Source organism: Chishuiella changwenlii (genome assembly GCF_900142565.1).
Taxonomy (GTDB): Bacteria; Bacteroidota; Bacteroidia; order Flavobacteriales; family Weeksellaceae; genus Empedobacter; species Empedobacter changwenlii.
Window position 1 is genome coordinate 13,327 of the sequence record NZ_FRBH01000008.1, and the last position, 13,062, is coordinate 26,388.

Sequence of the window (13,062 nt, forward strand, 5' to 3'; positions counted from 1 at the left end):
TATACCTTCGCAGCGATGGAAAAGATTATTTTGGGAATAGATCCTGGTACACTGGTTATGGGTTATGGGCTGATTGAAGTAAAAAACAACAAAATTCGTCTAATTACTTTAGATGAGTTATTGTTGCATAAATTACCCAATCAACAAACAAAGTTGAAAAAGATTTTTGAGAAAACACTTGCCATTATAGATCAGTATAATCCCGATGAATTAGCCATTGAGTCTCAGTTTTTTGGAGTCAATGTACAATCCATGTTAAAATTAGGACGTGCACAAGGTGTTTGTATCGCAGCTTGTTTACATCGTGATATGCCTGTTGTAGAATATGCGCCAAAGAAAATTAAAATGGCAATTACAGGAAACGGAAATGCCTCTAAGGAACAAGTTGCCGGAATGTTACAACATTTATTAGGATTAAAAGAAATTCCAAAACGATTAGACGCTACAGATGGATTAGCTGTTGCTGTTTGCCATTATCTTAATTCGGGAAAGACAGCAGGACAATCTAGCTCTTATTCTGGATGGGATGCTTTTGTTAAAAATAATCCGAATCGAACAAAATAAATTCGTTATTTAAAATATATTTGTAATTGAATTTAATTCGCAAAAACAAAATATAAAAATGAAAAAATATATAATTGCAGCATCATTTTGTGTCACATTAAGTGCTGTATTTTTATCTTCTTGTAAAGACTCGTCTGGAAAGACAAATGCTGCTATTACAGAAATTGTATCTAAAATAGAGCAAAATAAATATAAAATTGGAGACAAAATAGATATTCCAATTTCAGATTTAGAAGGAATTACAAAAGTTATAGTTGCTGTAGACGAACAAGAAGTACCTGCTAATTTTACAATTGATGGAAAAACAATTGGATTAGGAAACCACACTGTAAATTTAAAATTCTTTAAAGGAGAAGAAGAAACAAATTCTCGCGATTTTACATTTGTTGTATATGCTAACGAGCCTGCAGCACAATGGTCGTACGAAATTGTAGGTTCTTATCCACATAATCCAGATTATTTTACACAAGGTTTTTATTACAAAAATGGTAATATTTTCGAAGGAACTGGATTAAGACAAGGTAAAACTCGTTTAATAGAATATAAACTTGGTGCTACAGAACCAACAAGATTATACCAAATTAAAGACGATGTTTTTGGAGAAGGAATAACAGAATTTGACGGTTTTATTTATCAATTAACATGGCAAGATAGAGTTGTTTATAAATATGATTTAAACTTTAATCAAGTTCAGAAATTTGAAATGCCAAGTCAAATTATAGAAGGTTGGGGAATTACTAAAATTGGAGATGAATTAGCTATAACAGAAGGTTCTCAACGTATTCACTTTTTTGATAAGGACTTAAAATATTTAAGAACAGTTCAGGCTTTTGATAGTGTACAACCGTATAGCTATTTAAATGAAATTGAGTATCACGATGGATTAATTTATGCCAATGTATATTTAAAATCTGGACATGCTGATAACAGTAATATTGTTGTTATTGATCCTAAAACTGGTGCAGTAAAAGCAGAGTTTAACATGGCAGAATTAAAAGCAAAACAAGGTAATCCACAAGCACAGGAATTCAACGGAATTGCATTTAAAGAAAATGGTAATATGTTGGTAACTGGTAAACTTTGGGATAAGATTTTCGAAATTAAAATCAAGAAATAATCATTATTTACTATAAAGCAAAAGCTCCAATTTTTAATTAAAATTGGAGCTTTTTTTATGTTGTTATTTTTATAACGAGTATAAAAATCAAAAATTTATTATAAAGTCAATGTATGAAAAGCTTCTTCTAAACTTCTATATTGACCTTTAAATTCTTCTATCGATTGATCTGCAATAATTCTACCTTTATTCAATAAAATAACACGTGAACATAAAGCCTCTACTTCTTGCATAATGTGCGTAGATAGAATAACTGTTTTTTCTTTACCTATCTCTCTAATAACTTCTCTAATCTCAATAATCTGATTCGGATCTAAACCATTGGTAGGTTCATCTAAAATCAAAATTTCTGGACTAGAAATGATTGCTTGTGCTAAACCAACACGTTGTTTATATCCTTTTGATAATTGATTTATTTTTTTATGTTTTTCAGGTGTTAACCCAACTTTTTCTATAATCTCATCAATCTTAGATTTTTCTACTTTCTGAATACTTGTTACAAATTCTAAATATTCTTTTACATACATATCCATATACAATGGATTATTTTCTTGTAGAAAACCAATCATTTTCTTCGTTTCTATCGGTTGATCAGAAACCTTAAAATCATTCACCAAAATATCTCCAGAATCAGGATTAATTGCATTAGTAATACTTTTCATTAATGTTGATTTCCCAGCACCATTCGGCCCTAATAAACCAACTACTTCTCCACTTTTTATAGAAAATGAAACCTTATCTAAAGCTAATTGTTCTCCGTATTTTTTTGTTAAATCTTTAATGATTATTCCCATTTGATGAAAAATTTTGATAAAATTAATGAAAAAGATTTGCTTTATTAAAAATATATTTTTTAGATTTGTCAAATAATTAGAGAACAAGAATGACTACATTCAATTATTTTAACACATTTTTCTTTTACTTTTTTGGATATTATTCGAAAGAGCAGGGACTTGTGTTGTCGTAATAGATTGTAAGAATGATATTAAGATATAAAGAAAGTCCCACGTTTGTGGGACTTTTTTTTTGCAAAATAAAATATGAAAACAAGAGTTGCAATACAAGGTTACATAGGTTCGTATCATCACGAAGCAGCAAATAATTACTTAGGAAATGACATAGAAATTATTGAGTGTGATACGTTTAAAACTTTAGCAAAATCACTTGCAAAAGGAAAAGTTGACCAAGCGGTTATGGCTATAGAAAATACAATTGCAGGAGCTATTTTACCAAACTATGCATTGCTAACAAAATATGATTTAAAAATTGTTGGAGAAATCTATTTATCAATTCAACATCAATTGATGGTAAAAGAAGGACAAACACTTGAAGATATTAAAGAAGTTCGTTCGCATCAAATGGCAATTTTACAATGTGATAAATTCTTAGAGAAACACACAGATTGGAAAATTGTAAATGATATTGATACTGCTTTAACAGCAAAAGATATTGTAGACCAAGATTTAACATACGTTGCAGCAATTGCATCAAGAAAAGCAGCAGAAGTTTATGGATTAGATATTTTAGCTTCTAGCATTCAAACTTTTAAAGACAATTTTACAAGATTCTTTGTTTTGCAACGTAACCATAACGATTACGAAGATTTTAATAAAGTTTCTATGAGATTTTCTGTTCCACATCATTCTGGTGCTTTAGTAGATGTATTAAACCAAATTGCAAGTTGTGGAATTAACATGGAAAAGATACAATCTGTTCCAATTATTGACAAACCTTGGGAATATTCATTTCATATCGATATCACATTCGAAAAGAAAGAACAATATTATGAGCTATTAGGAAAAATTGCTCGAAAATTAACTGATTTAGAAATACTAGGAGAATACAAACTGGGAAAAAAATGATAACAGAAGCCCAAAGATTACAAAGCGTTCAGGAATACTATTTCTCGAAAAAATTGCAAGAAATAGCGAACATGAAAACAGAGATTCCTATTATTTCATTAGGAATAGGAAGTCCAGATTTACAACCTCATCCAGAAGTTATTGAGGAATTGATAAATGTTTCACAAAGTGGAATCAATGGTTATCAAAGTTATCGCGGAATTCCAGAAATGCGAGAAGCCATGTCAACATTTTACCAAAATAAGTTTAATGTTTCGGCTAATCCTTCTACAGAAATTTTACCATTAATTGGTTCTAAAGAAGGGATTATGCACATTTCGATGGCTTTCTTAAATGAAGGAGATAAAGTTCTTATTCCGAATCCTGGTTACCCAACTTATTCTTCTGTTACAGAATTAGTACAAGCAGAACCATTATTTTATGATTTAAAAGATGAAAATAATTGGTTACCAGATTTCGAGAAATTAGAGAAATTAGCAGAGCAACAACCAAAAATAATGTGGATTAATTATCCTCATATGCCAACAGGAGCAAAAGCTTCTAAAGACGTTCTTAGAAAATTAGTTGAATTTGCAACTCGTCATAATATATTAATTGTAAATGATAATCCTTACAGTTTTATTTTGAACGATGAACCAATGAGTATTTTATCTATTGACGGAGCAAAAGAGGTTTGTATAGAATTAAATTCTTTAAGTAAAACATTTAATATTGCTGGTTGGCGAGTAGGAATGGTCATTGGAAAAGAAAATTTCATTAATTCTATATTAAAAGTAAAGTCAAATATGGACTCGGGAATGAATTTTGCTATTCAGAAGGCTGCTACAAAAGCACTTCTAGTGGACAACTCTTGGTATGATGAATTGACAAATATTTATGCTGAAAGAAGAAAGATTATTTGGGAAATAGCAGACTTATTAAATGTAAAATACAATAGAGAAGCTGTAGGAATGTTCATATGGGCAAAACTACCAAATGATAAAAAAGATGATAAAACATTTATAGATGAAATACTTTACGATAAAAAGATTTTTATTACACCAGGAAGTATTTTCGGAAGCAACGGTAAAGGATTTATTCGCTTTTCATTATGTGCTCCATTAGAGAAGTTAATTGAAGTAAAAAAACGATTAGAAGCATGAAAACAATTTCAGTAATTGGTTTAGGATTAATCGGAGGTTCCTTTGCAATGGCTTTAAATAAAGTTGGTGTAGCAGAAAAAATTATTGGTGTAGATCAAAATGAAGAACATCAGAAACAAGCATTAGCATTAGGAATTGTTCAGGAAATAGTTTCTTTAGATGAAGCGATAAAACAATCAGATTTAATTGTAATTGCTGTTCCTATTAATATTATACAAACACTTTTACCAGAAATCTTAGATAAGATAGACGATAAAACAATTGTAATGGACATGGGATCTACAAAAGCAGGAATTTGTAAGAAGATTATCAATCATCCTAAACGTGAACAATTTGTTGCAACACATCCTATTGCAGGAACAGAAAATTCTGGTCCAAATGCAGCATTTGCAGAATTGTTCTTAAATAAAGTTGCCATTTTGTGCGACATTGAAAAAAGTAATAAAGAAGCTGTAAAAAAAGTAAAAAAAATATACCAATCACTTTGGATGAATGTTAAAACAATGACATCAAAAGCACATGATGCACATATTGCTTACGTTTCTCATTTATCGCATATTACTTCTTTTGCCTTAGGACAAACAGTTTTAGAAGAAGAAAAAAATGAAGAAGCAATTTTTGATATGGCAGGTTCTGGTTTTGAGTCTACTGTTCGTTTAGCGAAAAGTTCGCCCGATATGTGGACACCTATTTTTATACAGAACAAAGAAAATTTATTGAATGCGATTGATGCTTACCAAGATCAAATTTCTAAAATAAGAAACATGATTGAGGAAGAAAATTCAAAAGAAATTCATCGGTATTTGGAGAACACAAACGATATCCGCAGAATATTAAACAAGAAATAAAAAAATACTATTAAAATAATAATTGATAAAGCTTAAATTTGTAGAGTTATGGAAAATAATAATTGGATTAAAGAATACGACAAACCAATGATCATCGCTGGACCTTGTAGTGCAGAAAGTGAAAAACAAATGATGACAATTGCCGAAGATTTGGACAAAGATTACGTTCAAGTATTTCGTGCAGGAATTTGGAAACCTCGTACAAAACCAAATTGTTTTGAAGGTGTTGGAGCAATTGGTCTTAACTGGTTAAAGAAAGTAAAAGACGAATTTGGTATGAAAATAGCAACGGAAATTGCCAATGCAAATCATGCTAAATTAGCCTTAGAATATGATGTTGATGTATTATGGATTGGAGCTCGTTCTACAGTAAATCCATTTACAGTTCAGGAAATTGCTGAAGCTTTACGTGGTACTGATAAAACAGTTTTAGTTAAAAATCCTGTTAATCCAGATTTAGATTTATGGATTGGAGCTTTAGAGCGTTTAGAAGGTCAAGGAATCAAAAATTTAGGAGCAATTCATAGAGGGTTTTCTACATACAAGAAAACAAAATACCGTAACAACCCGCAATGGCAAATTGCATTAGATTTTAAAAATAAATTACCTAATGTTCCTATTATTTGTGATCCATCACACATTTGTGGAAATAGAACTGGTTTATTTGATGTTGCTCAACAAGCATTCAACTTCGAATACAATGGATTAATGATTGAAACTCATAATAATCCTGATGAAGCATGGTCTGATGCTGCACAACAAGTTACGCCAGCTCGTTTATTAGAAATATTAAAAGATTTAGAAATTCGTCAATCAGATGATAAAGATTCAATCTACAAAACAGGAATTGAACATTTACGTCACCAAATTGATGAGTTAGATAGCTCTATTTTAGATGCTATTTCACAAAGAATGAAAGTCGCTAATTCTATAGGAGAATTGAAAAAAGAGCACAATGTTGCTGTTTTTCAACCAGACCGTTGGAAGCAAATTAAAGACAACTCTATAAAAGCTGGTGTTTCTTTAGGATTATCAGAAGATTTTGTAGATAAATTGTTACAAGCAATCCACCAAGAGTCTGTTGCGCAACAAAACCAAATAATGGTTAAGAAAGAAGAAAAAATATAATTTATATTGAAAGGAATTGTTATAAAATCCACTGGTAGTTGGTACCATCTTCTTACAGAAGATGGTTCAACTTTTCAGGCAAGAATAAGAGGAAAATTTAGAATTGCAAATATCAAGCATACCAATCCTATTGCGGTTGGTGATGAGGTTGATTTTGAAATTGATAAAGATGATACTGCCGTAATTACAAATATTCACGAACGTAAGAATTACATTATTCGTAAATCTGTAAACTTATCTAAGAAAACGCATATTATCGCTTCTAATATTGATATTGCCTTTTTAGTGGTTACACTTTCTAATCCAAAAACTTCTTTTGGTTTTATAGACCGCTTTCTTATTACTGCAGAAGCCTATCATATTCCTGTTGTTTTATTATTCAATAAAATGGATGTTTACACAGAAGATGAATTAGCAGATCTAGAAATTTATAAATCAATTTATAATTCTATTGGTTACGAAAGTTTAGATATCTCTGCTGAAACTGGTTTAAATTTAGATTTAGTGAAAGAATTAATGAAAGATAAAGTTAGTTTAGTTTCTGGGCACTCTGGTGTTGGAAAATCTACTTTATTAAATACATTAAATCCTGACTTAAATTTAAAAACACATGTCGTTTCTGACTTTAATAGTAAAGGACAGCATACAACTACATTTGCACAAATGTATCCTTGGCCATTTGGTGGCTTTATTATAGATACACCTGGAATTAAAGAATTCGGTTTAGTACACATTGATAAAACTGAATTACAGGGATATTTCCCTGAGATTTTAGCTTTAAAATCTGAATGTAAATTTGATAATTGCATTCATGTTAACGAACCAAAATGTGCTGTTCGTGACGCTGTAGATAATGACGAGATTGCTATTTCTAGGTATGAAAATTATCTAACTTTTTTAGAAGAAGATATTTATCGAGATTAATTATCTTATATAACATAAACTTAAAAGGTCGAAAGAATATTCTTTCGACCTTTTTTATTCTCTAAAAATATCATATTAAGTGACATATATTATTTTAAATATTTAATTTTTTATCAAAAAAAGAACTAATTTCGCACCTTAATTATAAATGTTCTAAATTAAAATAGTCTATAAGCCACTATTTCAATGTTTAGTAAACGATACACATGAGAAAAAATTTTATAGTTGTTGGATTACTTCTTGCAACATTATCTGTAAATGCTCAAGAGAAAGATCCTATAAAAAATGATACAGTAAATTTAGCAGAGTCTGTTATTGTAACCTCATCTTATGGAACAACGAGTAAGAGAAAAGATGTTGTAGGTTCGTTAACTCAACTTACGGAGGATGATATCATTATTTCACAACCTTTTGAGAGTATTGAAAAAATGATTGCTGGTCTAGATCCTGGTGTACAAATTGTGAATAATACCGATCTTGGTAAACCTGTGGATATTAACATCCGTGGATTAGGATCAATCGTTGGTGTTAATGGTCTTCCAGGAACTTCTACTCAACCATTAATTATTATTGATGGAGTCTATATGCGAGAAGATAAAGCTTCTAATATTCCTTTTTTTAATGGTGGAGTAAATGCTGAAATGAATATTAATCCTTTGGCTAGATTGTCTACTGATAATGTACAAAGCATTACCATTTTAAAAGATGCTGCTGCTGTTGCTCTTTATGGTGCAGATGCTGCGAATGGAGTTATTTTAATTACAACAAAAAAAGGTAGAAAAAGTAAACCAAAATTTACCTATTCTTCTCAATATGGTATCTCAACAAGTATTAATAAAATAAAATACTTAAGTGGCGAACAACATGCACAAATTAGAACTGCTTACGGAGATAAAGATCCATGGAATGGTGTTGATGTAAATTGGTTTGATGTGATGAATCGTGAAAGTGATTATTTCAAGACTAATTTTGGTGTTTCTGGAGGAACAGATCATTTTACATATCGATTTGGAGTTGATTATTCTAAAAACAATGAATCTAAAATTTTTAATTATTTAGAGAAAAAAGGTATCGACTTGAATCTTGGTTATCACACAAAAAAATTTAGAGTTAATTTATCTGCTGCTTATAATAATTTTTACAAAAACAACCCTAATACTTATTTCAGTTTTGTGCTTGCACCAACAATTCCTATATATGATGAAAATGGTGAATTTAATAAAACAGGAACAAGAGGAATTACAAATCCTTTAGCGGCAGCTACACAAAATAAAGTTTATACTGAAAACAACTCATTATTAAGTAGTCTTAATGCAGAATATCAAGTAACAAATGATATAAAAATTAGTTCAGTATTTGGTATAGATTATTCAAAAAAGAATAATGTGAGCTGGCAAACTCCTATGAACGAAAGCGCTAGCAATGTTGGAGGAAGAAGTAGAATTAACAAATCTGATGGAACTAATTGGAACTGGAGTGTACATGCATTATACAATAAAGACTTTGGGAAACATCATATAGATGGTTTACTAGGTCTTGAAGTTAGATCGGCAAAAGATTATAAAGAAAACTTTACCGGCTCAGGATTTACAGGAGCTAATTACCCAGCTGTTATAGATTACATTTTACAACCATGGCAAGCAACAAATTACGCATATAGAGAAAGTACTACTGAACAAAATGGAAGAAGTACATTTGCTCAGATTAACTATAATTACGATAGTAAATATTTCTTTACAGGAAGTATCCGTCGTGATGAAAGTTCTTCTTTCGGTTCAGATAAAGGGATAACTCCAAATGGAGGATTAGGATTTGCCTGGATGATTTCAAATGAAGATTTCTTAAAGCATAGCACGATATTAAAAGTATTAAAACTACGTGCTTCATGGGGTATGACTGGAAATTCTAGAATTGGGACTTATCGTTCTTCTGGACTTTACAATGTTTACCAAAATGGATTCATATATGATTATTTTTATTCTTACCCAGATTCAAGTTCGCCACCAAATAAAAATTTAGGATGGGAAAAAGATGAAAAATTTAATCTTGGATTAGATATTAATTTATTGAATCGTATTGATATTACAGTAGATCTCTACAGAAATAATAAATCTAGTATAATTACAAGTAGCCCTGTACCATTAGAAACGGGGTATACTTCTGCAGAAATCAATGCAACGTCAATGTATAACAAAGGTATAGAAGCATCCATACGAGTACATTGGTTAAAAAATAAAAACAATAGATGGACAACATCATTTAATATTGGTACAGTACAAAATAAAGTAACTGAAATATTAGGCTTTGGTGACCAATATTCTGTTGCTTCCCTAGCTAGAGCAAATAGAGTAGGCGCTCCTACTTCTGCTATTTGGGGATATGAATGGGTAGGTATAAATCCAGAAACAGGATTAGATCGTTATAATGTAAATGGTGAAATTTTAGATTCAAATCAATTCTCACCTTCAGCTGATAAAACAAAAATCATCGGAAATACTCAACCAGAAGCTATTGGTGGGTTTATGAATTCTATTCAAATAGGTAATTTTACTTTCAATGCATTATTTAATTTTCAAATAGGTGGAGATATTCTAATTAACGGAGAATTGATAGATAAATATAATATTTCCGGTAATAGAAACATGAGTGTAAATGCGTTAGATTATTGGACAGGACCAGGGGATACAAATGCTCTTAATGCAAAACCCGCTTCCAAAGCTCCAATAGCAAATAGTAGTAAATATGTTTATGACAATACACATATTAAATTACAAAACGTAAGTTTTTCTTATCAATTACCTATCAAGAAAGATACTTCATTCATTGATGCTGCTAGTATTTTTATGGATGTATCTAACGTTTTGTATTGGTACAAAGAAAAATCACCACATGATAGAAATGGTGTAAGAGAATTTAAATATCTGTATCCTGAAATGAGAACCTATAGTATGGGATTCAGAGTTAATTTTTAAAATTTATTGAACATGAAAAAATTTATTATTCCAATTATATTCTGCTTAGGATTAAGCTCTTGTAGTGATTTTCTTGATATAGAACCAGTAGAACAAATTTCTATTACTGATCAATTTTCAACGAAAGAAGGTGCTTTAAAAGCTTTAAATGGTGTATATTACAATACTCGATCTACAATTTTTAATTTACAGAGTTATACTTACGGAGATTTACTTTCTGGTAATATAGCTTTTTCTTTGAGCTCTGCTCCTAATGCGGTTGAGAATTTGTACAATTATAGCGATGATATTTATGCAACTGAAGACTCTAAATTATCATTATTTTATTCTAATAGCTATCAAGTTATTAATAATATCAATCTTATCTTACAAAACATTGATAATGTTCCTGATGTAGATGAATCATTAAATAAACAAATCAAAGCCGAAGCACTTGCTATGAGAGCTTTTATTCATTATCAGTTGTTGAAAGTATATGCACAAAACTATACATTTACTTCAGATGCTAGTCATCCAGGAATTGTTTATAATACAAGAACATTAGTTGTAGGAAAAGATTATCCTGCTAGAAATACAGTTAGTGAGTGTTATACTCTTCTAGAAAATGATTTAACAACTGCCATTTCTCTTTTCCAAAGTTCTCATGCTATTCCTGTAGGAACAACTAAAAATTTCATGAATATTAATGCTGCTAAAACATTAGCTGCATCAATAGCTTTGGATAAGCAGGAGTACACTAAAGCAATTTCATTTTCTACAGATGTTATTGATAATTCTGGAATCCAGCTTGCTGAAACAAATGATTATACAGTAAATTTTGCAGTTAGCGAAAGTATTTTTGAAATCACTAATACAAATGAAAATGATTCTTATATTAGAAATATTTACAATCCTAAATCTGGAACATCAGCTTACGTAATTTCTAAAGATGTAATTGATTTATATGATACAAATGATCAACGATTAAAATTAATAAATCTAAGTGGAAAATATTATTTCACTAAAAAATATGCAACTCCTATTAATGGTTTAGTCTATCGTTTATCTGAGTTATATTTTATTCGTGCAGAAGCCGCATTGAAGTCTGGAAATACAATTTTAGCATTAGAAAATATAAACACAATTAGACGTAGAGCTGGATTAGTAGAGGTAAATTCAATTAATATTGATGAGCTTTTAATTGAAAAAAGAAAAGAATTTGTTTTTGAAAATAAATATTTTTATGATTTAATGCGTAATCATAAAAATATTGTTAGAAATAACGGATGTATTTCTAACAACTGTAACATGACTTATCCTAATGATAAATTTGTTGCTCCTATTCCAAGGAAATCCATTGAAGTTAATACCAGTTTAAAACAAAATCCTGGTTATTAATTTCGAATAAAAAGCCTATATAAACAAAAAGGAGTTTTCATTAAATGAAAACTCCTTTTTTATATTATCGAAATATATCTTATTTCTTAACTATTTTCTGAGTGTATGTTTTGTTACCTTCTACAATCTTAACAATATATACTCCACTTGGTAAGTTAGAGATATTTACTGCATTTTGAGGTGCAACTTGAACAGTTTTGACTAATTGTCCATTTAAAGAATAAATGTCAACAGAAGTTTTTTGATTACTTAATACTTTAAATTGATCTACAACTAATGTATTCGAAATAATGTTTTTAGATTTATTAACTACTTCTCCAGTAGATAAAGTTGATTCTGTAACTTCTTTCCAAGTTGATCCAAATCTAATTTCATCTAACTCTAATCCTGGTGCTGCACTTGCTCTTTGTCTTACAATAACGCTACTAACTACTGGTAATTTACTAGATGTTCCAGCTTCTGATGTATGTAATACCTCATTCTCAGATAAAGTGTTAACCCAAATACTAGATTTCCCTTTTTCTCCAGACATATCATATTTTATTACAACAAAATATGTTTCATTTAAATTGTAATTTTTTGGATTTTGACCAAATATCTCATCAGCTGGTATTGTTCCTCCAGTAGTATTTAATAAAGAAATATTATACGTATTATCAGTACTTCCTTTTCTAATTCCTATTTTAGAAACCGATTGCGTTCCATCATTTACTGCAGTTTCTTCATTTGCTGAAAAAGAGAAAAAGAAGGCCGCAGGTGCTCCAGTTGTAGTATTTGCTGGTACATTCTTAGATAAGTCTACTACTTTTAATAAAAAAGAAGCATACGCTACTGTTGAAGTTGACGTTTCAAAAGATTTGTTAACAGATACATTAGCTGTCGGAGTTAACACAATTCTGTTTCCTATTGATTTTGGTAGTCCTTCGTATGATAAACTACTTCCATTATCCGATGGTGTTGTAACTGGAGAAAGTATAACACTACCAGAGTGAGTTGTCCATCCATTATCATTTAAGGGTGTAGTATAGTTAAAACCATCATATTGTGCATTTACAACAGATAATGCTGTAAAAGATAAAATTGTAAATATTTTTCTCATGTGTAAAAAATTTTCACAAAAGTATAAAA

11 protein-coding genes are annotated in these 13,062 nt (G+C 30.0%); 9 read left to right on the plus strand and 2 right to left on the minus strand.

All coding sequences use genetic code 11. The annotated features are described in order from the left end of the window. Nucleotides 1-15: 15 nt before the first annotated feature. Both ruvC and BUA86_RS10705 read left to right on the plus strand, forming a co-directional pair. Nucleotides 16-564 (plus strand): crossover junction endodeoxyribonuclease RuvC, encoded by a 549-nt coding sequence (gene ruvC, locus BUA86_RS10700; protein ID WP_072932562.1) that lies wholly within the window; start codon nucleotides 16-18, stop codon nucleotides 562-564. Nucleotides 565-622: 58 nt separating this feature from the next. Further along, the gene (locus BUA86_RS10705; RefSeq protein ID WP_072932564.1) at nucleotides 623-1,681 is read left to right on the plus strand and encodes a glutaminyl-peptide cyclotransferase; all 1,059 of its coding nucleotides are present in this window, start codon (nucleotides 623-625) and stop codon (nucleotides 1,679-1,681) included. Between the two features lie 98 nt (nucleotides 1,682-1,779). Here BUA86_RS10705 and BUA86_RS10710 read toward each other — a convergent pair whose 3' ends face one another. Beyond that, a complete protein-coding gene (locus tag BUA86_RS10710) occupies nucleotides 1,780-2,475 on the minus strand; it encodes an ABC transporter ATP-binding protein (protein ID WP_072932566.1) in 696 nt (231 codons plus the stop codon). A gap of 246 nt (nucleotides 2,476-2,721) precedes the next feature. Between BUA86_RS10710 and BUA86_RS10715 the strand changes: the two genes are divergently transcribed. The 7 genes from BUA86_RS10715 to BUA86_RS10745 all read left to right on the plus strand — a co-directional run bounded on the left by BUA86_RS10715 (nucleotide 2,722) and on the right by BUA86_RS10745 (nucleotide 11,934). Further along, a complete protein-coding gene (locus tag BUA86_RS10715) occupies nucleotides 2,722-3,543 on the plus strand; it encodes a prephenate dehydratase (RefSeq protein ID WP_072932568.1) in 822 nt (273 codons plus the stop codon). Continuing rightward, entirely contained in the window at nucleotides 3,540-4,685 is a 1,146-nt protein-coding gene (locus tag BUA86_RS10720; RefSeq protein ID WP_072932569.1) for a pyridoxal phosphate-dependent aminotransferase, read from the plus strand. The genes BUA86_RS10715 and BUA86_RS10720 overlap by 4 nt, the downstream gene beginning before the upstream one ends. After that, complete coding sequence (locus tag BUA86_RS10725) at nucleotides 4,682-5,533, plus strand: prephenate dehydrogenase (RefSeq protein WP_072932571.1); 852 nt, start codon at nucleotides 4,682-4,684, stop codon at nucleotides 5,531-5,533. Before BUA86_RS10720 ends, BUA86_RS10725 begins: the two co-directional genes overlap by 4 nt. A gap of 48 nt (nucleotides 5,534-5,581) precedes the next feature. Then, a complete protein-coding gene (locus BUA86_RS10730; RefSeq protein ID WP_072932573.1) occupies nucleotides 5,582-6,661 on the plus strand; it encodes a bifunctional 3-deoxy-7-phosphoheptulonate synthase/chorismate mutase type II in 1,080 nt (359 codons plus the stop codon). A 6-nt stretch (nucleotides 6,662-6,667) separates the two neighbouring features. Next, nucleotides 6,668-7,585: a ribosome small subunit-dependent GTPase A gene (gene rsgA, locus BUA86_RS10735; RefSeq protein WP_072932575.1), complete on the plus strand. Its 918-nt coding sequence runs from the start codon at nucleotides 6,668-6,670 to the stop codon at nucleotides 7,583-7,585. A 206-nt stretch (nucleotides 7,586-7,791) separates the two neighbouring features. After that, nucleotides 7,792-10,557, plus strand: coding sequence for a SusC/RagA family TonB-linked outer membrane protein (locus BUA86_RS10740; protein ID WP_072932577.1), 2,766 nt, complete (start codon nucleotides 7,792-7,794; stop codon nucleotides 10,555-10,557). A 12-nt stretch (nucleotides 10,558-10,569) separates the two neighbouring features. Next, entirely contained in the window at nucleotides 10,570-11,934 is a 1,365-nt protein-coding gene (locus BUA86_RS10745; protein WP_072932578.1) for a RagB/SusD family nutrient uptake outer membrane protein, read from the plus strand. A gap of 79 nt (nucleotides 11,935-12,013) precedes the next feature. Here the strand turns inward: BUA86_RS10745 and BUA86_RS10750 are convergent, their stop codons facing one another. Continuing rightward, nucleotides 12,014-13,033 carry a T9SS type A sorting domain-containing protein gene (locus tag BUA86_RS10750; RefSeq protein ID WP_072932580.1) on the minus strand — a complete coding sequence of 340 codons (1,020 nt, stop codon included), beginning with the start codon at nucleotides 13,031-13,033 and terminating at the stop codon, nucleotides 12,014-12,016. Nucleotides 13,034-13,062 lie beyond the last annotated feature (29 nt).

Excerpts from the sequence above, each read along its gene's own strand:
- BUA86_RS10750 (WP_072932580.1), bottom strand. The coding sequence starts at position 13,033 with ATGAGAAAAATATTTACAATTTTATCTTTTACAGCATTATCTGTTGTA.
- BUA86_RS10730 (WP_072932573.1), top strand. The coding sequence starts at position 5,582 with ATGGAAAATAATAATTGGATTAAAGAATACGACAAACCAATGATCATC.
- ruvC (WP_072932562.1), top strand. The coding sequence starts at position 16 with ATGGAAAAGATTATTTTGGGAATAGATCCTGGTACACTGGTTATGGGT.
- BUA86_RS10745 (WP_072932578.1), top strand. The coding sequence starts at position 10,570 with ATGAAAAAATTTATTATTCCAATTATATTCTGCTTAGGATTAAGCTCT.
- BUA86_RS10715 (WP_072932568.1), top strand. The coding sequence starts at position 2,722 with ATGAAAACAAGAGTTGCAATACAAGGTTACATAGGTTCGTATCATCAC.
- BUA86_RS10705 (WP_072932564.1), top strand. The coding sequence starts at position 623 with ATGAAAAAATATATAATTGCAGCATCATTTTGTGTCACATTAAGTGCT.
- BUA86_RS10725 (WP_072932571.1), top strand. The coding sequence starts at position 4,682 with ATGAAAACAATTTCAGTAATTGGTTTAGGATTAATCGGAGGTTCCTTT.
- BUA86_RS10720 (WP_072932569.1), top strand. The coding sequence starts at position 3,540 with ATGATAACAGAAGCCCAAAGATTACAAAGCGTTCAGGAATACTATTTC.
- BUA86_RS10740 (WP_072932577.1), top strand. The coding sequence starts at position 7,792 with ATGAGAAAAAATTTTATAGTTGTTGGATTACTTCTTGCAACATTATCT.
- BUA86_RS10710 (WP_072932566.1), bottom strand. The coding sequence starts at position 2,475 with ATGGGAATAATCATTAAAGATTTAACAAAAAAATACGGAGAACAATTA.